Raw genomic sequence first — 20,241 nt, forward strand, 5'->3', positions numbered from 1 at the left:
ACCTTAAATGGAAGCCCAGTAGTAGTAGGTACTGCAGCAGGGAATGTACAAATCACATCAAGTACGGTTCCAGTAGGATCAGGACTAGTAGTAAATGCAGATGGAACAGTAACAGTTCCGGCCAACACCCCATCTGGAAACTATTCAGTAAGCTATACGATTTGTGAAGTAAACAACCCATTGAATTGTAGTACTATTAGCTCTACGGTAGTAGTAAGTGCCCCGGCGATTGTTGCGGTAACAGAAACGACCCCTTCGGTTAATGGATTACCAGGTGGCACCACCACGGCATTAACGGGCAACGATACCTTAAATGGAAGCCCAGTAGTAGTAGGTACTGCAGCAGGGAATGTACAAATCACATCAAGTACGGTTCCAGTAGGATCAGGACTAGTAGTAAATGCAGATGGAACAGTAACAGTTCCGGCCAACACCCCATCTGGAAACTATTCAGTAAGCTATACGATTTGTGAAGTAAACAACCCATTGAATTGTAGTACTATTAGCTCTACGGTAGTAGTAAGTGCCCCGGCGATTGTTGCGGTAACAGAAACGACCCCTTCGGTTAATGGATTACCAGGTGGCACCACCACGGCATTAACGGGCAACGATACCTTAAATGGAAGCCCAGTAGTAGTAGGTACTGCAGCAGGGAATGTACAAATCACATCAAGTACGGTTCCAGTAGGATCAGGACTAGTAGTAAATGCAGATGGAACAGTAACAGTTCCGGCCAACACCCCATCTGGAAACTATTCAGTAAGCTATACGATTTGTGAAGTAAACAACCCATTGAATTGTAGTACTATTAGCTCTACGGTAGTAGTAAGTGCCCCGGCGATTGTTGAAGTTCCATCAATTGCCATAATTAAGACAGCGGTATTTAATGATGAAAATAGTAATGGGAATGCAGATGCTGGCGAAACTATAACTTATAACTTCAAGGTTACTAATACTGGAAATGTTCCTTTGTACAATATTACTGTTTTAGATCCATTAGCTGGTATTATTATGTCAGGAGGTCCAATAGATTTGAATGTAAATGATACGGATGAAGTTTCTTTTAGTGCTCAATATAGCATCACGCAAAATGATATTAATAATGGAAGTATTAGTAATCAGGCTAGTGTAATGGGTAGTACTCTAAGTGGAATTAAAGTTGAGGATAAGTCAGATAACATAAATAATCTAGGTGACAATCCAACAGTTTTATTATTAAGTGGTTGTGTAATCAAAATTTTTAATGCCGTTTCAATAAATGGTGATAGTATGAACGAAAGATTCTATATACAAGGAATAGAATGTTATCCTGACAACACAGTTCAAATTTATAATCGTTGGGGTGTATTGGTTTTTGAAAGAGATCATTACAATAATACCGATGTTGCCTTTAGAGGAATTTCAGAAGGACGTGTTACCATTAAAGAATCAAAAGGATTACCAGAGGGAACATATTATTATATCATAAAATATAAAGACCATCAATCTACTCCTCATCAGGAAGCGGGTTATCTGTACTTGACCAAATAATATTCTATGCTAATTAATTGGCTTGTTGAAGTTGAGCTGTAATTAAAAATGAAAAAAATGAAAAAGTTAATTTTAGTTTTACTGTTTTGTTCAACTGCGAGCTTTGCACAGCAGGATGCACAATTTACACAATATATGTACAATACCATTAATGTGAATCCTGCTTATGCGGGATCACGTGGAGTACTGAGTATTTTTGGTTTATATCGTACCCAATGGGTTGGGTTAGATGGCGCGCCGGAAACAAGTAGTTTTTCTGTAAATACACCAGTTGGTAATAACGTTGGGTTAGGAGTTTCATTAATCAATGATAAAATAGGTCCAACGAATGAGAATAACTTATCGGCAGATTTTTCGTATTCTATACCAACATCGGCTACAGCCAAATTATCTTTTGGCATAAAAGGATCAGCAAATTTATTCAAATTAGATCCAACTAAATTAACACCGGAAGATCAGGGAGATCCGCAATTTCAGGATTTTAAAAATAAATTCACGCCTAATATTGGAGCCGGAGTTTACTGGCATACAGATAAAGCTTATGTAGGTTTATCGGTTCCTAATTTCATTCAGACCAATCGTTATGATGATAATGATGTTGCGATTTACAAAGACAAAATCAACTATTATTTTATCGCAGGTTATGTATTTGAATTAGATCGTTATGAAACCGTAAAATTTAAACCGGCTATAATGACAAAAATGGTCGAAGGTTCACCATTGCAAGTAGATGCATCGGCTAACTTTATGTTCAACGATAAATTTGTAATTGGAGTGGCTTACAGATGGAGCGCTTCGGTAAGTGCACTGGCTGGTTTTCAAATCACAGATGGTTTGTATTTGGGTTATGCTTACGATCGTGAAACAACCAAATTAGTGAATTATAATTCAGGATCGCACGAGATATTCCTCCGTTTTGAATTCTTAAATAAATATGGACGTATAACTTCACCAAGATTTTTCTAATTATGAAAGTTAAAAATATAATTTATGCTGCTGTTTTGTCGTCTGTTTGTTTTAACGGAACGGCTCAAAAAACAGTTTTAAATAAAGCAGAGAAGGAGTACAATCAATATGCTTTTGTAGACGCTATCGCTATTTATGAAAAAGTAGCAGAAAGCGGATATAAGGATGAAAAAATGTTTCAGAGATTAGGAAACTCCTATTATTTTAATGCCGAATTACCGAAAGCTGCAAAGTGGTATGACGCCCTTTTTGCTTTTAACGAGCAACAAGAACCTGAATATTATTACAGATATGCTCAGACGTTGAAATCTGTGGGTGATTATGCCAAAGCAGATAAAATGCTTGAAATTTTTAATGCGAAAGTAAAAACTGATACAAGAGGCGTTTTATTCGAAAACAATAAAAATTATCTGGAGCAGATTAAAGCGAATTCAGGAAGATTTGATATTGCAAATGCCGGAATTAATTCGAAACAATCAGATTACGGAAGTACAATTTATAATAATAAATTAGTATTTGCTTCTGCTCGTGATACTGGAAGTGTTATTAAAAAAACATTTAAATGGACAAATAAATCGTTTACGAATTTATATGCTGCGGAATTAAAAGCGGATGGAACTTTAGATAATCCAATTCGGTTTGAGAAAAAAATCAATTCAAAATTCAATGAATCTTCTCCGGTTTTCACCAAAGATGGAAAGACAATGTATTTTACCCGAAACAATTTTTTAGGAGGTAAAAAAGGAAAAGACAATAAAAGAATTACATTATTAAAGTTGTACAAAGCCGAATTTGTAAATGATAAATGGGCAAATATTATTGAGTTGCCTTTTAATAGTGATCAATACAGTATTGCACATCCGGCTTTAAGTCTGGACGAAAAAAAGCTGTATTTTGCATCAGATATGCCGGGAACTTTAGGACAATCGGATTTGTTTAGTGTTGTTATTAATGAAGATGGAACATTCGGGAAACCGGAAAATTTAGGAACAGCAATTAATACCGAAGGAAGAGAAACATTCCCGTTTATATCCGGAGATAATGAACTTTATTTTTCAAGCGACGGACGTCCTGGATTAGGCGGACTTGATGTATTTGTGGCAAAAATCAAGGAAGATGCTACTTTTGATCTGGTACAAAATATTGGAGAACCCGTAAATACCAAGTTGGATGATTTTGCTTTTATAATTGACAGCAATACACGTAAAGGTTACTTCTCATCCAACAAAGAAGGCGGAATTGGAAATGATGATATCTATAAATTCACAGAAACAAAAAGACTGGATTGTGAAAAAAAATTATTTGGAATTGTTTCAGATTCTCAAACGAACGAAGCTTTAGCCGATGCAAAAGTAATTTTGCTTGACGATAAGTTTAAGGAAATTGCAACAATAATTTCGGATAAAAACGGAAGTTACAATTTTGATGTAAAATGCAATCAAACCTATTATGTAAGAGTTTCAAAACAAGATTATGAAACTAATGAAAGTTCGGTTACAATTCAGCCAACAAATGATAAACCTGAATTAGATATTAAATTAAATAAACAAATCAAGCAAATAGAAGTAGGGACAGATTTGGCTAAAACTTTAGATATTCCGATGATTTATTTTGATCTGGATAAATCATTTATTCGTCAGGAAGCTGCTTTTGAATTAGAGAAAGTACTTGCTGTAATGAAACAATATCCTGAAATGAAAATCGATGTTCGTTCTCATACAGACAGTAGACAGACTCAGGAATATAATATGAGATTGTCTAATAAAAGAGCAAAAGCAACAATCGAATGGTTTGTAAAACGAGGAATTGCCCCAACCAGAATATCAGGGAAAGGGTATGGCGAAAGTCAGTTAATCAATAAATGTTCAGATAATGTAGCTTGTACAGAAGATGAACATCAGTTAAACAGAAGAAGTGAATTTGTAATTGTTTCAATGCAATAAGAACTTACAAATCATTATCGATAAAAACACAGTCCTAAAAAGTGTGTAAGTTTTAAAAATAACGGGGTTTAACTTTTTAAATAAAGTTGAACCCCTTTTTCAAATATAGTTAAGAACTGATTGAGTATTAATTCCTAATTATGGATTAGAATAGCCCGTTTTTTGGTCAGTTCTATTCAAATAGACCTATATTTCTTAAAAGGGTTCTGTCGCATTTGGGAATAGCTTTTATCTTTGGAATTTTAAAACTAAAAAAAATGAATACCAAAGGTCAGAGCTATCCAAAATCTATTCTTCTTCGGGCAGTGTATTTTAAATTAAGATTTACCCTTACTTACAGGGATGTATAAGAGATCATGAAAATGCACGGAGTTCATGTTGATCATGCTACTATTCAACGCTGGGGCTATACGTTTACACCTTTCATCGAGTTAGAAATAAAGAAGAGAAAAGGCAGAGTGGGGACGAGCTGGAGATTGGATCAGACCTATATCAAAGTAAAAGGTATATGGTGTTACTTATATCGAGCGGTAGATAAATTAGGTAATACGGTTTACTTTCTTTTGACCAGAAAAAGACAAAGAATGAGCGCTCAGCCTTTTCTAATTAAAAATTAATAATAATTGCCGGCCAAGAGTAATAAACATTGATAAAAGCGGTTCTAATACTGCAGCAATCAAAGTCTGTAACAAGCGTTCGTTCTCAAAGATTAAAATCCGGCAGTGTAAATATCTCAACAATATTGTCGAACAGGACCATCGATTTATAAAATGGAGGATACAAAATGGGTTAGGCTTTAAAAATTTTGAATCGGCAAGACGAACATTGAGCGGAATTGAAGTTTTGCATATGCTGAGAAAGAATCAGATGATTGAATCAGGGGTAACTATGTTTAAATCATTCTGTAAATTGGCAGACTAACTTTAAAATTACTTAAAGTGTTATATCTGATTCTGACAGATGCGACAGAACCATTGTTGAAGGATTTCTTGATTTATGAAATGTAATAATCAAAAAATTTAAAAAAAGTCCTTTACAAAGAGTAAAGGACTTTCTGTTTAAATTCAAATCTTCCAAATTTAAATTTGTTTAGGGGACTAAACTAAAGTAAAAATAGATAAATTAAGCTTTAGTTGTTAGAAAAATATTTAAATAAAAAAGTTATTGTAAATACCATAAAATATTTATGATCATCCGTACTCATAATCTAAGTTTTTTAATTCGTTAACTAATCTGATATTTTCGTTTTTAGATTTTTAAGTAGATGTCAATTTATATAACAGTAGTAAAAAAAAGATATCGACTCCAAATGCCATGTACCATATTTTTGCCACAAAACTTATTACTAATTTTTTCAACATTTTTAGATATAGAATTCTATTCCTTGGTGTTGTGATCGCGAATCGAACCTGTTAAAATAAAAAAAACAACTAAAAAACAAGGAGCTTTTATAATATATTTAAATCTAAACTTTGCCAATAAATGATTCTCTAGTTTTAAAAAATAGCTTGTGCTACAATTTTACAACAGAGTAGGAAAATTAAATGAATTAAAAATTTTGGTAATAATTTTTGTTAGCAATATTTTAATAAAAGACCCGGTTGGGTAACATGGATGATAGTTAGTAGTAAATTCTATAAACCAATGGAATTATTACGTACTGACAAAAAATAAAAAGTAAAAAAGAAACAGTCTATATTTCATTTAGATAATTTAGTAATGTTTCGAACTTAAGGTTTCAAGTGATTGTTTTATAGTGTTTTATGGTTTGTGTTAAAATAGATGCACCGATTCTGCACCTACATTATTATATATAATTGTATTATAGATATTTACTATAAAAAAGTAATAGGAAACATAGTAGGAAATAGTAGGACATAATAGGAAGTGGTAGGAAGTAAAAAAACAACATCCTACCACATCCTACACCTTTTTTTTATCAAGAATTAGAGAAGGTTACTTATAATTTCAAATACATTTTTTTAAATGCAGAAAATTATTGTTAATAATATACTCGTGAAATATTAATCAAATTTCTTACTTTTAGAAACTTAATGCAACAATAATGATAGTAAAGATTAATTAATATATTTCAAAGAAGTTAAGATCATATTACGCCTTTTGGATCAAAAACATGTAAAAAAAAATACAACCCAAAATGACATTTGATTATAACTACCTAAAAACTATTGTTTATCATTTGAAACAGATAAGAATATGAAAAAAATAAATAAAATTGAAATATAGATGGAATCATCAAATGAAAAGTTTGAACAAGATTGGATAGAATATCGTAATGCTGTATCTGATAATAAAAGTAAAAGTCAAGATGATTTTGAAAAATACATAAATTTATTAGCTTCTGGTGGAATTGTACTTTCTTTGACTTTTTTGGAAAAAATTATTACAGTTGACAAGACCGATTTCAAACCTTTATACATTATTGGTCTTATTTGTTTAGTTCTAACATTGCTTTCAAATTTATACTCTCATTATAAATCAATTATAGATTCCGATTTAACAATTCAAGAAATAGATGAGAAAAAGTATAATGATATTTTTAAAAATATTAAAAAAAGAAATAAAATAATTAATCGTCTGAATAGAACATCAATTTGGAGTTTGATAATTGGAGTTGTATTCGTTCTAACTTTTGTAACAATAAATTTATTTAATATGAGCAATAAACAAAACCCTAGCCCGCCAGCCAAGCCAATGCCTGCAACAGAAGAAAAAGGCAGGACGATTCCTCTACCACCACAGAATAGACCAGCTAATAATCCTAAAAAATAAAAGATGATAGAAAAAAAAGTAGCCGATATTTTAAAAGAAACTATAGAAAAGTTAAATAAAAATGTACAGACAGGTGCTGTTGCAGGAAGAATAGTTCCAGTGCCGACTAGTTCACTAAAGCCAAAAGTTATAGTTAAGCCTGAAGATAAGAAGGACTAATAAAAATTGAGCATATTTAATTGTAGATACTTTAAACAAGTGAAATAAGATATGTTTTGCTAAGATAAACGTAGTGCCCTAAATAATTTTTGAAAAAGTTTTATATGGTACGAAAAATGAGAAACGTTCATCCTGGAGAAATTTTAAAAATGGAACTTATAGATGGAAGAAAATTTTCAATAAGTAAAATTGCAGAATTGCTAGATACTCCAATTTCGGATATTTCCAATGTTTTAAATGGTAATGTTGAAGTTTCTCCTATGATAGCTTTAAAACTTGAAAAAGTATTTGGAGGCACAGCTGATTCATTTTTACGTTTACAAACTGGATATGATTTAGAAGAATTTAAGAAACGGTTTAAACCCTAATTTAGATATTAGTTAATTAGTATTAAGCTAATTAAACTTACTTAGCTAGCAAAAGCTACATTTAAAAGCTATTGTTGGTAATCGAATGTGCTAAATTAATAAGGATAAGTATGCGTTTTGCATTAATTAAAGATATGAGAGTTGAGGCGACTCCAAACGGGAAAGCGATTTGTCCAGGTTGCACTCAACAGGTTGTAGCAAAGTGTGGTTCAAAGCGAATTCATCATTGGGCGCATCAAAGCAATAAAAATTGTGACAAGTGGTGGGAAGCTGAAACTGAATGGCATCGCAATTGGAAAAAAGAATTTCCGCTTAATTGGCAAGAAATTATAATGCGTGATGAAATTACAGGAGAACTTCACATAGCTGATGTTCGAACTGATAATAATATTATAATTGAATTTCAACATTCGCATATTGATACAAAGGAACAAGCTTCACGAGAAAGCTTCTATACAAATTTAATTTGGGTTGTTGACGGAACACGGCTTAAAAATGATTTTAAACGGTTTCAAAAAGGGAAATATTATTTTTCTTCATTGATGCCTCAAGTTTTTAGAACAAGCTTTTCATATGAGATTTTTCCCTCTAATTGGATTTATCGACCAGTCGCAGTTATTTTTGATTTTGGTAGGATTGAAACTCCCAAAAAAAGCAGACATACAAAACTATATTGCTTATTTCCTCAACGTCTCAATAATGAGTTTATAGTAGCTGAAATATCAAGAGAAGCTTTTATAGTTTCTATCACAAAAGGTAATTGGCTACAGCGGTTTGAAAATTTTATCAACAAAATTAAAGCTATTGAAATAGCAGAACGAGAAGCATTTGCAGCATTAGAATTAATTGCATCTCGAAACAATAGGTAAAATGGAAGATCCAAAACTAAATATCAGTGTTTAAAAGGAAAGCTCATATTAAAAAAATGCTTATTTAGTTTTGATTCAAATTATTATTTTTTGAGGTAATAGATATGAGAAAATTTTTAAAAAAAACATGAATAAAGAGTTTCACGAAAAAGATATTGAAATACGTAAAGAGTTAGAGGAATTAATCGAAAATGGTAAAAAAAACATTTCAGAAATAGAAAAGATAATTGAAAATAATGATTTTAGAATTAATGATCTAAACGATCCAAATTCAAAGTCTGCAGTTAATCTTCGAATCGTGAGGAATTTTGTAATTGGAACAATTTTATTTTTGCCAATAACATATATTTTACTTACTTATGTTAAAGGTTTTAATGAGGTACTATTTTATTTTCTTTTAATTTTTTACTCTTTGCTAATTGGACTTATTTTTTGGTTTATTCGAAAAAAATATAGGTTGTTATATGGTCTAATTGAATTAAGCGTAGGGGTTACGGCTATTTTTATAGTACTTCAATCTGTAAATAATAGTTTAGATATTTTTTATTGGAAAATCGAAAAATTGATGAGTTTTGTAGGGGGAGTATATATTCTAGTTAGAGGCATTGACAATATTTCTGTAACAAATTTTGGAAAGAAGGTTGATGATTTTTTAAATTTTAAATGACAAAAAAATAATTAATATGTACAGAACAATTATAAAGAATAAAATACATTAACACGAAAATATTAAGGATCAAAAACATGAAACAAAAGATATTCTTACTATTTTTACTATTTTCAACATTAAATAATTACGCTCAATTATCTGATTCAGAATATCAAGATAGATGCGATAAAGAATTTCAATCACTTTGCAACTTATTACCTAAAGGACAAGAAGAAAGTTGGATAATAAAAGCCAGAAATATTGATATTGAATATATCAAAATTGGAAAAGAGAAACAGAAAGAAGAAGAAGTTTATAAAAAACTAAATGCAGAAGCAATCTACGCTGTGCAATACCTAAATTCAATCAATAACTTTTTGTTACCTGCAAAAACAAAGCTTGTGAATTCATTAGCTGATAAAATTGTTAAGATTAAAATCGGCAGTTCCATTGAATCAAAAATAGATTCTTTGGACAGAGTATTTAATGATTATGCAAATACAAATAAAGCAAAAAATTTTGAAAAAGCTTATGATAAATTTTTAAGCGAAAAATCTAAATATTTGAAGATAAAATCTGAACGAGACACTTTATTTTATACCGTTTACGAGGTAAAAAGTAATGTTTATTCAGATCCTGATTCTAAAGATATATATGCAGTATTTAATTGGAAAGTTCGTATTGAAAAACTAAATAAATTAAAAACTGATTTTGATAATATTTCTGAAGAAGTAAAGTCAAAGCAATTTCTAGTTGTTAAAGATCCAAATCCAATTGTTCCATTGTTATTCCAGTTTTGCACACTTTTGGTAGTAATTTCAGGAGTGTTTGTAAACTTTGCATTTGAAAAAAAACGCCATAAAATAGTTTTAATATTAGTATTGTCATCGCTAATTACAGCAATTATTTTATTGTTTGTAAGTGATAATACTTTTCTAAATACTGCTGTAAATATATTAGTTCCAGGAATAGGATATATTATATTTTATTACAAGAAAAAAAGGAGTTAAAGATCATAATATTTACTAACTTATATTTAAAAAAAAAATAACTAATGAATAGAGAAAAAGAATTATTGTTATTGACCGAAAATGCAGAAGACAGTATTATCTTAGACCTTTATAATAGAGCTTATTCGAACTTAGAAAAACTGAATGAAAAAGTTGATAAATATTCTATATACTTAATTCTTGTTATTTTATTTTTTTTTATTTCTTCAAATTTAGAAATTGATACACTTCAAATTGGACCAGTTGCTATAAAAAACACCTCCATTGTTACAATTATACTTCCTGTTTTATATTTTTCTTTTATATTCACTATTATTTCTATGTCTATGTACAAAAGCGAATTGTATTTTGGAATTAAAAAATTGGGAAAAAAAATTTATAATAATGATTATAATTGTCCTAATATTTATGATCATCAAAATAATTTTATAGACAGAATTTCATTACCATTTTCATATTCATCTTTTGGAAAACAAATGATTGTTAAAGAAGGAGGAATAGCAAGTGTTATTTTTGGCCTAGCCGTCTTGTCCCCAGTTATCTTAATATTTTTGGCTTTATTTGGAATTGCTTTTTTGATGTTAAGAGATTTGTGGCTTGTGCATTATTCTACAACATTAGGTAAGATTTCATTCTGGGTTTCAATATGGATGATATTATTCATTATTTACATAATAAAAACTTGGATAAAACTCTTAGATGGCGAAAATTTAAATATCTAAAGAAATAGCTTACCGTAAAACATTTTTAGAACAATGAAGCTTTTTTGCGTATATAAAAATTAAATGCTCTACTACAAAGATAATAATCAATTATATAACTATCAAATCAACTAAATATGGATGATATTAGATTGTTTCTAACTAGTACAATTATGGCCGGAATAGTTTCTGCGATTGTATCTTATGTCATTACTGTTAAGCTTAAAAAGTTAGATTTCAAAAATGAGTACTATAAAGAAATATTAAAAAAGAGATTAGTAGCTTATCAGTATATTGAAAGCCAAATAGCTGTTCTTAAGACTGTTGTGCTAGATGAGGCAGACAGCCAACCTTATCACATGATGTTCTCTTACAGCGATATCGAATTTTTTGAGTTCCAGAAAAATATGCTAATGGCTATAAGTTTTAGTTTATGGATAGATGATGAAACGAGTGAAAATTTGGAGAAGTTAAATGAACTTTTTTATAATTTAAATATAAAAGCAGGAGGGAAATCTAATCTTGAATTAATAGATTTAGGTAAAAAATATTATCAACATATTTCCGATTTGAGATTTCAGTTAGAAAATTCTACAAAAAGAGGATTGTACAACTTGCATGACATTGACAAAGCATTTAAAACTAAGAAAGTAAACACCAAAAGAGAGATTCGAGAATTGAAATAATATATATTATAAAATTTTTAGTTGTTTTAGATGCTTAATAAAATCAATTTTTTCTTTATTTTCTACAGCAAGGGCTATAATAATGTCTTCTTCTGATAATGATTTATCTATTTTTTAGAAGAAGCAACACATTTATAGAATTACTTTGGTCATTTAAATTCACATTATTTATTCTATTTTTAAGTTTAATTTTGTCTATAATTTTATATTCAGGAACTTCATTTTGGATTGAAACAAATCATGATGAAAGTTGGCTACAAATACTAGCATACTTTTAGTTTTGCAATTTTGATTTCTATACGGTATGCTTGCTACGTGGTTTTCTATAATCGATACAATTAGATTTTCTATAGTTTTAATTAAAATTAAAACTGTCAAAAGTAGAATTATGTTTATTTATAGTATTTGTTCTGAAGTTAGCCCAATAGGTTTATAATTAGTTTTAATATTAAAACTATTATAATCTGCAATACAAATCCAATCCTCTGACTGTTTATTTGTATAATAAGACTGGTACCAAGTTATACCAGATCCAATTAACACTCTAATAAGTCCAAAAACTGCTTCTGTCATATTAAATTACTTGTAAATTAAAGTCTTTATTAAAATTTTCAATCTGAATTGAAATCATGATTTAACGAAAACTTATTATGAAACCATGTTGGTAATCTTCTCAAAAATAAATCTTACTGCTTCTTCACGTATTTTATTTCTTTCAGTACTTTCTATTTTGGTAATAAAAGTTTGAAGTCGTAAATGAGGCTTTAAATGCTTATAGTAGACTGCAACAAAAATGTCCCCAACTTCACCAGATACAGGATACTTTTCCGTTCCAGGAGATGCTATTCCTGTAACAGCAACATATATATCAGAACTAGGATAGAGCTTTAACAATCCATATGCCATTTCTATAGTTGTTTCAATTGATTCAGCAGAGTATTTATCAATAGTTGATGGATTGACTTGTAGAATTGTTGATTTTAATTCTCTGTCATATGTGACAATGCTTCCTTTTAAAATACTTGAAGCGCCTGCAACAGAAGCTATCGAGCTTGAAAGCATTCCAGCGGTAATACTTTCGGCGCATACAATTGTTAAATTATTTTTACTAAGGGTTTTGTTGAACTTTTTAATTTCCTGCTTTCTCATTTTCTATTTAAATTTTTTCTGTGTAAAATTTGTGTATGCAGCCTAATCCTTCCCTTACGATAATGCAGTCTGATTTATAGTTATTTTTATTGTAAGGGCAGACTTCAACACCTATATGGGAGATAAAATGAAACTCAATACGGCTTTCTAAATGATCATTCTCACTGTCGAAAAATTCATCTTCTTTATTCTTATTAAGCAGGTTATATACATCTGTATGAGATTCCGTAATCTTTCCAGTATAGAATAATGAAACAACATAAATTTTTTCAACGCCATTAAAAAATTCATGAGTTTTGTCTTCCTTTCTTTTTTTATGAATTAACTTTCGAATAGTTCTTCCATCATGAACAACATCTGTTATTATAAGAACAGATTTAAAACGTCCGTTATTCTCAAAATTCAATTGTTTTTCAAAGTCAGAATGATCGTCATATCTATAGGAATATGGCAAGAAACTATAAGGCTTTGAGCTGAGGACTGCTGTTCTGGTTGCCAGAATATTTCCTTCAACTCCGAGCCCAATTACAAAATCAAATTTAATGTCAGAGTTTGCTATAGTTTCATAAATATGCTTTTTACATTTAGCAAGACGGGATCTATCTCCCAATAATTTTGCTACATCAATCCATCCGTGAGCCCGTGAGGTTTCGCTCCAGTGAAAATGTCCGGAATGAAATAAGTTATTGTCCTTGATCAGTTTCAATAAGCTAAGATGTCTACTGTCATTTATATCGAATGGATGAAGCGGTTCTTTTTTCTGCACCTCGGCATCTACTGGTGATTCGGTTTCTTCCGGTAAAAAATCAGAAAAAGGAAGAGCCGTCTGGCTTGGCGGTATTTTTAATTCTATTTTACTGACCTCCCCGCAGGAAGAGCTTATGTCCCATACCCCGTGCTCAGGCTGTCCATTTATATTGTTATTAGTAATTCTAAAATATTTATTTTCAAGAATCACCTGTGAATCTTTTTTTTTAAAGACTAAAAGATTAAAGTTTGGATCAGGGTTTTTACAGCCGAACGACCCTATGCTGATATGTGGAACCCTTTCTTTTATTTCGGAAAATGGAGTGTGTTCGTTGCCAAATATATAACAATCCACCTGATTGATTTCGAGTATTCTTTTTATGTCCGAGTAATTCTCTTTATCCCACTGCGGAGCTATTTCTTTTTTATAAAAATTGATTAAATTGTGGTGGATAACTGCGATTTTAATATAATCAGAGTACGTTGTTGTAATTTCAGCCAGTTCTTGTCCAAGTTTAGCAGGATCTATAAAACCTAAACCTGAGATAGCACCAATTTTGAAGTTGGAATTCAAGCCTATGTAAATTATTTTTAAATCTTCAATAACTAGTACATCTGTAACAGCATTCTCAGCACTAAATGTTTTTGATTTTTCAAAAAACGTGTTGTAGAATTTCTCAAATTTCTCAAATTTCTCCACATTAAAATCATAAAGCTTTTTTGGCTGTGCTCCCGCACCGGCCTTTTCAAATGCTATGGCAGCATCAACTCTATTTACGTCATGATCACCAGGAATTATTAAAATATTTTCTTTACTAATCCTTAATTTGGTTATGAGTATATCCAAAATTAAGGCTAGTTCGATGAATTCATTATCTTTTGCTGAATTTGTTAAGTCACCAGATATAATTAAATAAATTAATGTATCTGGAATTTGTTCTTCTACAAAATCGCAGAAAGATATTATAAATCTTTCATTTTCAGCTTTCTTATCAACCACAAGCCAAGAATTGAAATCATTAAGAAGATCGCCGTTTGCGTCAAAGCAGGAGGTTACATGAAAATCTGATATGTGTAAAATTGCCTTATTCATCTGGATCTATAGCTGTTTTAATTTTGAATTTTACCTGAGAATTATTTTTCTGATTGATGTTAAAAACACTTAAGTTCTTAATTTTTTCTTTGGCAATGTCATCTTCATATAACGTATCTAATTTTACAATGCTAACATTACCAATAACCCTCCCGCCAAGAAAAGAAATAATATTTTTCGTGATTTTAACTTCTGTGCCCAGACATACAACATCTGACACAATTATATATTTTTTGCCTTCTTCGATTTTGCTGTTTAAACTGCTGTAGTGTGTATTGACAGGACCAACGTGATCAAGAATCAGTATATCAAGCTGGAGGAAATTTGATAGTACGGAGCTGATGAAAGAGCTGTTTAAATTTTGGCAAACCAGTACTGGTTTATCATTAATGTTTTCAATCCAGCTATCTTTAACTTTTATTGACAAATGGTAAAGGCAGAACATCATAAAACTGGTATCCTCTGAAATCATTCTTTTGATATCTATATAGGATGTCAAGTAAACTGAAGATGATTCATGTAAAAATAACTTGTCTGTATCCTTAGTTTTAAAATGCATTATAAATGACAGCAGATAGTCTTCAAACAAGTCTTTCGAATCTAGATATTTTTCTGTTGCAGAATCATTTCCAAAATAGAACATAGCAAATTTATCGTCTTCGTCAACTTTATGATTGTTAGGATTGTTCAAAAAGTCCTCACTAAGTGATAATTGACTTAAAATATTCTCTTTTAAATTAATGAATATCAAAGACTTTACTTTGCTTTTTATTGAAGATAGGTCGTCAAATAAATTTTTTCCTGCGTTTTCAATACGTTCGAAATCTAGGTATAAGACATATTTTGTACTATTATCGATTTCATCCAGACCTTTAGTAATCCTATTAAGGGTGCTGTCAAAAAGTTCTGTGGCATATAACCCTATTTCAGCAGCGAAGTAGCTGCTGCTTATAGTCTGTTCAGCGTGAAGATTGAAATAAATCGATTCTTCATGTATAATCTTAGAAATTAACATACTTAGTACTTTTTAGGGATTTCTACTTCTATGTGCACCCCTTTAAATCTAACCTCATATAAGCGTATGGAGGAGTATTTTACATCTTGGTTATAATTTGAAATTATGTTTGAAATCAACTTTTTAAATTCATTTCTAACGACCAATGTAAGTTCGTTGAAAACAGTCATAAATTCATCTTTAGTAATTAACTTCGAAATATATTTTAAATGATTATCATAGATTAGATTTCGCATATTTACCAAGCTCTGAATTTCATTAAACATTCTAAGTGATATTATGATCTGGGCGTTATTATTATGCAGTCTGAAATATCCATTAGAATCTAATACGACTGTAGTCATTAAGTCAAAAAGTCCCTTTCTGTCCTTTAATATTGAATAGTAAAGGGCTTCAAAAATTGCGTAAAATGACTGCTTTATTTTGTCTGCTACATTTAATGGAATCTCATTCAAAAGCTCATTATATAAATCAAACAATTTATAGCTGTCGTTTACAATCTGTTTTTCTTTCAGAGCCAAAGATGAAAACAATCCAATTCCGTTATCCGAAATTGAGAAACAGGTCTTTTCCCTGTCGGTAAACATCAAGGCATATACATCTGATTTTGAGTGCAAAACTCCATTAGTAATCAGTTCTGATAAGATCTGGACATAGTCGAAAACAACTTTATTGTTTTGGTGGCTTTCTTTTAAAATATCTTCAAAATGGTCTTTGACTTTGTACGTGTAGTATTCGATAAGAAGATCTCTCTGCTGTTCAGCCGTGGAGACATTGATCATATTATGCGAAGAATTAACTTCATTCAAAGAATAAAATCTCACTTTGTGCTCGGGCCTTTGTTCATTTAAATTGAAGAATCCTAAATACTCCTTGTTGAACTTTAATATATTTTTACCAGGCTTGGCAAAATTACCTGAAACTTTGAAAAAATCGGACCTGTCTAAAAAAGCCAGTACTTTATTTGTGGAGTGGGTATTGTATAATTCAAGAGAAATAGGCTCATTATGAAACTTGGTGAGCTGGTCCGCCAATGAAAGAAATAGGGGGATAGTAATTGGGTCAAAGTAATAAGAATGCAAGAAGGATTCTTTTTCATTTTCACCGATTAAGAAAAATGTTATTTTTTCCTTTGGAAATTGCTGATAAAAACTAGCAACGCTGCTTAAAAAATACGAATAAAAGTGAAATGGCGTAAAAGCCTTATTATTCAGTAAAATAGGTACTCCGTTCATTTTATTATATTTTTAAGACTTAAAAATGATTATTTAAATTTTATCTTCTTTTTTTATCACTTCTGTAAATCTAATCCCGTCATTTTACTTATGGATCGATAGCTTATTTAACAGGATTATTTATAATCACTGAGTTTAATATCAAGGTGACTAAGATAAAGAAAGTTATAAAAAAGAAGCTAGAGTATAAATACGTGTTTAAACTTGTTTAATCGGCATGTCTTTTTTTAAGCAGATTTTTCATTGTCTGGCGCAAATTAGAAAATGCTAATGTAAATAAATTACGGGTTTCCGTAACGTGAGTGTTTTTATTAAAATATTAGGGAAAATCATGGGGCACTATTTATATCTCCCATTTCTAATGTCTTAATTTTAAATTTGTAAATTCGTTTCTAATATCGCTCAGGCTGTTTTAAAGTCAATGCAGTCAATTACTCATTTTATACAGATCAAAATTAGTACAGTTGGTAACAAATTTTAAAAATAAAATGTTCTAAATAATAACAAAATCTAAAAATCCTTATTTTTCAGGGCATAAAAAAAGCAAATCGGTGCTTTTTGCTTTATTAAGAATTTACGGAAGGATCAGAATTATTCTGAAGCAGGTTCTTCGCTGATCGGCTGGTCTGCTGTTTTCTTCATAAGAATGTAAAAATCCCTTAAATGCCACCATGCCGGACAGCGATCGACAGGACCGTTAAAGTTTCTGATGGTGGTATAACAGCTTTTCAGGAAAACCTGAGTGTCGGTAATCTTCGCCCATTAGGTCCACACTACTTCATTCGGCGGCGGAGTGTTCTCAAAATATCGTTTTATTTCTTCATGATTCATAGGGCAAAATTACTTAAAAAACCAGAACAGCACAAGGGCATGAAAGATGAAAACGCCCCTAAAGGGCGCCTTCATCTGCAAAAGAGTAATAGGTTTCGGGTGTCACAATCAGATGGTCGAGCAGTGGAATATCCAGCAGTTTTCCCGCTTCCCGGATTTTTCGGGTCATATTTCTGTCGGCCTCGGAAGGTGATGTTTTTCCGGAGGGATGGTTGTGGGTGATGATGATCCCGACGGCGGCAGCTTTCAGGGCTGCAGCGAAAAGCAGGCGCATATCCACCACAGTTCCCGCTATGCCTCCTGAGGAAACCTCATAGATTCCCAGAACCCTGTTGGACTGGCTGAGCAGCAGCACTTTGAACTGCTCAAAGAATTCTATTTTGCCGGGATCCCAGCTGTCGAGCAGTATGCGGTAAGCATCTCTGGAAGAAGTGATACACGGTCTTTCAGTACTTTTTACTCTGGTTTTATAGATCAGTTCGATTTCTGATACTTTCTGCCAGTCTGTGTTTTGATGTTGATTTTTCATAATTGCTGTAGTTTTAAGATTAATTACAGCACCGCTGAGCGGGCAGGGACGAGCGAACGCAGAAAGCAACGCAATAAAGCAGGAGCGCAGCCCTGCATTTATGGGGGAATTTTTTGCGGAGAACCGAAAGCCGTGCCCGAACTTTGTGGTGAAATTGACTTAACATTCCACAATAGCCCCTAAGCCGGGACTGCTCTGTGAACCTTAAAGTGTCTGCGCGCGCAAAAAAATACCGCAGTGTAAAATCTGCGGTATCAATAGTAAAATGGTTTAGGCGAGAGCATTCTGCTTTTTCTGCTTTTTCAACCGCCCGGCAATCTCAGGCAGGTTTTTATTTATAATCCTAAGAATCCTGCTGTGATATTTAGTGGCTTTATTGCGAAGTCCCCTGCACTGGATAATTTCCATTCTCGAAAGGGATACTTCAATGGTTTCCACGGGTCTGTTTTCAATCTGCGCCGAGAGTATCAAGGAATCTTTCTTTTTATAATACTCATTGGTAAATACGCAGTGGTGGAGCGTGTCGCCCTCTTCGAGAAAATCCTGCACACGGTCAAGGACTTTTACGGTAAGGTCGTTATCAGTAAAGGAAAGTCCGAAGAACTGTTTTTTATCATTTTCATAAATCGGCTCTGCTTTTTGTATTTCAGCACGCATCTGCGCAAGATGTTTCTTGCGCTGAATATCCCTTTTTTTGGCAACAAGCCTGTCATGCGCCTGGTCTAAATTTTCAGGGCAGACAAGAGCAGGGGAGCTGAGGTCTTTTTTAAACCATCGGAGCAGGGCAATATAATCCTCCCAAATTTTTATGTCCTGAATCTGATAACGCTGTTTAAGGCAGGTTTTTACTGCCTGCCAGTTTTCACGCAGATGCTGTTCATGGGAGGTGAGATAATGCTTGAGCAGAGAGGTCTGCGAACTTTTTAAAAGGGTTTCTGCAATGGGGTCTTTTAGAAGAGCAGTAAAGAGTATCTGCGGTGCAATGCCATACGTGGAAGTCTTAAAACCATTTCTTTTCAAAAGCGGAATCACTTTCATGTGCGGATATACCTTGTAGGGATTGATGCGGTACTTTGGCGAGTTCTGAAAATCCTTTGGGCGGATTTCTAAAGGGGAATAGTACTGCCATGCATCATAGGCATTAGAAAAAACATTGGTGCTTCTTGAGATGGTGCGCACTTCCCCTTTTGGATTTATCCAATGTTGCATGACTTCGGTATGGGAATAGGCAGGAAGAACATTTTTTTTCATGTTCTTGTGCGAGCAGATGATGCGCACCACCTGATACCCAGAGCAGGTATCGGTGAGGGCAAAGTATTCGATTTCTTTGAAATGCACCTGATTGTGCTGATGCATTTTAAGTTTCCCCTGACAGGCGGTACAGTTAATATAATTTTTGCAAGACTGGCTTTGGCTGTCGGGTTTCCACGAATGGGTGCATTCCAGACAATGGAATTTTCCCCTTGAGAGTACCGCCCATTTCAGGAAAATGTTTTTTTCCGCCCACTGATGCATCTGTGCTGTGATTGGGGCTAGGGTAGTGCTTAAGGCGCTGATTTCTTTTTCTATAACTGTTTTGGGTATCATAAGTCAAAGAGTGTTAGGGTTTGTACAGGCTTCACGGGCTGCACTATTTCTGTTTTTTGAACTGTGCTTTGAGATACTGCGGGAGCAGTTGAGAACAAATCAGGTTTGGCAGGGGAACTTGCTGCTACTTTGCATTGAACAGGGGCAGGCGTTCCAATAGTGTCGTCTGTGTAGTACTTCACAGCCATGTCAAAGATTTCCTGATTGTCAAAGGCGCATTCCTCTGTTTTTTTGACCTCGCCGAAAATGTAATGGAAACAGCTTTCAAGGTTTTTGCTCTCTTTTTTATAGTCCGCTGAAAAAACGGCATCGTTCTGCGCTTTTTCGCTCAGGTAGCTTTCTATAGCGGTTTTAAATTTATCTGATGCTTTCATAAGGGAA

21 protein-coding genes are annotated in these 20,241 nt (G+C 32.4%); 13 read left to right on the forward strand and 8 right to left on the reverse strand.

Annotated elements, in window-relative coordinates; all coding sequences use genetic code 11:
• The 13 genes from BHE19_RS17580 to BHE19_RS17630 form a co-directional block, all read left to right on the forward strand.
• Nucleotides 1-1,530: T9SS type B sorting domain-containing protein (locus BHE19_RS17580; protein WP_131799985.1), on the forward strand; the 1,530-nt coding region annotated here is incomplete at its 5' end.
• Between the two features lie 57 nt (nt 1,531-1,587).
• On the forward strand, nt 1,588-2,496 hold the full coding sequence (locus BHE19_RS17585; RefSeq protein ID WP_035629060.1) for a PorP/SprF family type IX secretion system membrane protein: 909 nt from the start codon (nt 1,588-1,590) through the stop codon (nt 2,494-2,496).
• A gap of 2 nt (nt 2,497-2,498) precedes the next feature.
• The gene (locus BHE19_RS17590) at nt 2,499-4,439 is read left to right on the forward strand and encodes an OmpA family protein (protein ID WP_035629056.1); all 1,941 of its coding nucleotides are present in this window, start codon (nt 2,499-2,501) and stop codon (nt 4,437-4,439) included.
• 362 nt (nt 4,440-4,801) lie between these two features.
• Entirely contained in the window at nt 4,802-5,056 is a 255-nt protein-coding gene (locus BHE19_RS23035) for a DDE-type integrase/transposase/recombinase (protein WP_205625928.1), read from the forward strand.
• Nucleotides 5,052-5,360: a DDE-type integrase/transposase/recombinase gene (locus BHE19_RS23090; RefSeq protein WP_205625929.1), complete on the forward strand. Its 309-nt coding sequence runs from the start codon at nt 5,052-5,054 to the stop codon at nt 5,358-5,360. Before BHE19_RS23035 ends, BHE19_RS23090 begins: the two co-directional genes overlap by 5 nt.
• 1,326 nt (nt 5,361-6,686) lie before the next feature.
• On the forward strand, nt 6,687-7,232 hold the full coding sequence (locus BHE19_RS17600) for a hypothetical protein (RefSeq protein ID WP_035627480.1): 546 nt from the start codon (nt 6,687-6,689) through the stop codon (nt 7,230-7,232).
• A 3-nt stretch (nt 7,233-7,235) separates the two neighbouring features.
• On the forward strand, nt 7,236-7,391 hold the full coding sequence (locus BHE19_RS22835) for a hypothetical protein (protein ID WP_165571470.1): 156 nt from the start codon (nt 7,236-7,238) through the stop codon (nt 7,389-7,391).
• Nucleotides 7,392-7,507: 116 nt separating this feature from the next.
• Nucleotides 7,508-7,759: a HigA family addiction module antitoxin gene (locus BHE19_RS17605; protein ID WP_051886100.1), complete on the forward strand. Its 252-nt coding sequence runs from the start codon at nt 7,508-7,510 to the stop codon at nt 7,757-7,759.
• Between the two features lie 110 nt (nt 7,760-7,869).
• Complete coding sequence (locus tag BHE19_RS17610) at nt 7,870-8,628, forward strand: competence protein CoiA (RefSeq protein ID WP_083342584.1); 759 nt, start codon at nt 7,870-7,872, stop codon at nt 8,626-8,628.
• Nucleotides 8,629-8,755: 127 nt separating this feature from the next.
• Nucleotides 8,756-9,295 (forward strand): hypothetical protein, encoded by a 540-nt coding sequence (locus tag BHE19_RS17615; protein ID WP_035627474.1) that lies wholly within the window; start codon nt 8,756-8,758, stop codon nt 9,293-9,295.
• Between the two features lie 77 nt (nt 9,296-9,372).
• On the forward strand, nt 9,373-10,287 hold the full coding sequence (locus tag BHE19_RS17620) for a hypothetical protein (RefSeq protein WP_035627473.1): 915 nt from the start codon (nt 9,373-9,375) through the stop codon (nt 10,285-10,287).
• A 44-nt stretch (nt 10,288-10,331) separates the two neighbouring features.
• Nucleotides 10,332-11,009 carry a hypothetical protein gene (locus BHE19_RS17625; RefSeq protein ID WP_035627471.1) on the forward strand — a complete coding sequence of 226 codons (678 nt, stop codon included), beginning with the start codon at nt 10,332-10,334 and terminating at the stop codon, nt 11,007-11,009.
• 152 nt (nt 11,010-11,161) lie between these two features.
• A complete protein-coding gene (locus BHE19_RS17630; protein WP_070908210.1) occupies nt 11,162-11,674 on the forward strand; it encodes a hypothetical protein in 513 nt (170 codons plus the stop codon).
• A gap of 648 nt (nt 11,675-12,322) precedes the next feature.
• On the opposite strand, the gene BHE19_RS17635 is transcribed toward BHE19_RS17630, so the two are convergent.
• The 8 genes from BHE19_RS17635 to BHE19_RS17665 form a co-directional block, all read right to left on the reverse strand.
• Nucleotides 12,323-12,823 carry a CinA family protein gene (locus tag BHE19_RS17635; RefSeq protein WP_051886096.1) on the reverse strand — a complete coding sequence of 167 codons (501 nt, stop codon included), beginning with the start codon at nt 12,821-12,823 and terminating at the stop codon, nt 12,323-12,325.
• A 7-nt stretch (nt 12,824-12,830) separates the two neighbouring features.
• A complete protein-coding gene (locus BHE19_RS17640; RefSeq protein ID WP_070908211.1) occupies nt 12,831-14,663 on the reverse strand; it encodes a metallophosphoesterase in 1,833 nt (610 codons plus the stop codon).
• Entirely contained in the window at nt 14,656-15,678 is a 1,023-nt protein-coding gene (locus BHE19_RS17645; RefSeq protein WP_035627463.1) for a hypothetical protein, read from the reverse strand. The genes BHE19_RS17640 and BHE19_RS17645 overlap by 8 nt, the downstream gene beginning before the upstream one ends.
• 2 nt (nt 15,679-15,680) lie before the next feature.
• On the reverse strand, nt 15,681-16,913 hold the full coding sequence (locus BHE19_RS17650; protein ID WP_035627460.1) for an ATP-binding protein: 1,233 nt from the start codon (nt 16,911-16,913) through the stop codon (nt 15,681-15,683).
• 591 nt (nt 16,914-17,504) lie between these two features.
• Nucleotides 17,505-17,666, reverse strand: a complete 162-nt coding sequence (locus tag BHE19_RS23095; protein ID WP_394332186.1) for a DUF6965 family protein — start codon at nt 17,664-17,666, stop codon at nt 17,505-17,507.
• A 136-nt stretch (nt 17,667-17,802) separates the two neighbouring features.
• Entirely contained in the window at nt 17,803-18,273 is a 471-nt protein-coding gene (locus tag BHE19_RS17655) for a JAB domain-containing protein (RefSeq protein WP_070908212.1), read from the reverse strand.
• Nucleotides 18,274-18,543: 270 nt separating this feature from the next.
• A complete protein-coding gene (locus BHE19_RS17660) occupies nt 18,544-19,860 on the reverse strand; it encodes a PcfJ domain-containing protein (RefSeq protein ID WP_035627458.1) in 1,317 nt (438 codons plus the stop codon).
• Nucleotides 19,857-20,234: a Cas9 inhibitor AcrIIA9 family protein gene (locus tag BHE19_RS17665; RefSeq protein WP_035627456.1), complete on the reverse strand. Its 378-nt coding sequence runs from the start codon at nt 20,232-20,234 to the stop codon at nt 19,857-19,859. Before BHE19_RS17665 ends, BHE19_RS17660 begins: the two co-directional genes overlap by 4 nt.
• Nucleotides 20,235-20,241: the final 7 nt, after the last annotated feature.

Source organism: Flavobacterium tructae (genome assembly GCF_001853485.1).
Classification (GTDB): Bacteria; Bacteroidota; Bacteroidia; order Flavobacteriales; family Flavobacteriaceae; genus Flavobacterium; species Flavobacterium tructae.

What these genes read in the sequence shown, in the direction of transcription:
- BHE19_RS17585 (WP_035629060.1), top strand. Translation starts at nt 1,588, where the DNA reads ATGAAAAAGTTAATTTTAGTTTTACTGTTTTGTTCAACTGCGAGCTTT.
- BHE19_RS17590 (WP_035629056.1), top strand. Translation starts at nt 2,499, where the DNA reads ATGAAAGTTAAAAATATAATTTATGCTGCTGTTTTGTCGTCTGTTTGT.
- BHE19_RS23035 (WP_205625928.1), top strand. Translation starts at nt 4,802, where the DNA reads ATGCACGGAGTTCATGTTGATCATGCTACTATTCAACGCTGGGGCTAT.
- BHE19_RS17600 (WP_035627480.1), top strand. Translation starts at nt 6,687, where the DNA reads ATGGAATCATCAAATGAAAAGTTTGAACAAGATTGGATAGAATATCGT.
- BHE19_RS22835 (WP_165571470.1), top strand. Translation starts at nt 7,236, where the DNA reads ATGATAGAAAAAAAAGTAGCCGATATTTTAAAAGAAACTATAGAAAAG.
- BHE19_RS17605 (WP_051886100.1), top strand. Translation starts at nt 7,508, where the DNA reads ATGAGAAACGTTCATCCTGGAGAAATTTTAAAAATGGAACTTATAGAT.
- BHE19_RS17610 (WP_083342584.1), top strand. Translation starts at nt 7,870, where the DNA reads ATGCGTTTTGCATTAATTAAAGATATGAGAGTTGAGGCGACTCCAAAC.
- BHE19_RS17615 (WP_035627474.1), top strand. Translation starts at nt 8,756, where the DNA reads ATGAATAAAGAGTTTCACGAAAAAGATATTGAAATACGTAAAGAGTTA.
- BHE19_RS17620 (WP_035627473.1), top strand. Translation starts at nt 9,373, where the DNA reads ATGAAACAAAAGATATTCTTACTATTTTTACTATTTTCAACATTAAAT.
- BHE19_RS17625 (WP_035627471.1), top strand. Translation starts at nt 10,332, where the DNA reads ATGAATAGAGAAAAAGAATTATTGTTATTGACCGAAAATGCAGAAGAC.
- BHE19_RS17630 (WP_070908210.1), top strand. Translation starts at nt 11,162, where the DNA reads ATGGCCGGAATAGTTTCTGCGATTGTATCTTATGTCATTACTGTTAAG.
- BHE19_RS17635 (WP_051886096.1), bottom strand. Translation starts at nt 12,823, where the DNA reads ATGAGAAAGCAGGAAATTAAAAAGTTCAACAAAACCCTTAGTAAAAAT.
- BHE19_RS17640 (WP_070908211.1), bottom strand. Translation starts at nt 14,663, where the DNA reads ATGAATAAGGCAATTTTACACATATCAGATTTTCATGTAACCTCCTGC.
- BHE19_RS17645 (WP_035627463.1), bottom strand. Translation starts at nt 15,678, where the DNA reads ATGTTAATTTCTAAGATTATACATGAAGAATCGATTTATTTCAATCTT.
- BHE19_RS17650 (WP_035627460.1), bottom strand. Translation starts at nt 16,913, where the DNA reads ATGAACGGAGTACCTATTTTACTGAATAATAAGGCTTTTACGCCATTT.
- BHE19_RS17655 (WP_070908212.1), bottom strand. Translation starts at nt 18,273, where the DNA reads ATGAAAAATCAACATCAAAACACAGACTGGCAGAAAGTATCAGAAATC.
- BHE19_RS17660 (WP_035627458.1), bottom strand. Translation starts at nt 19,860, where the DNA reads ATGATACCCAAAACAGTTATAGAAAAAGAAATCAGCGCCTTAAGCACT.
- BHE19_RS17665 (WP_035627456.1), bottom strand. Translation starts at nt 20,234, where the DNA reads ATGAAAGCATCAGATAAATTTAAAACCGCTATAGAAAGCTACCTGAGC.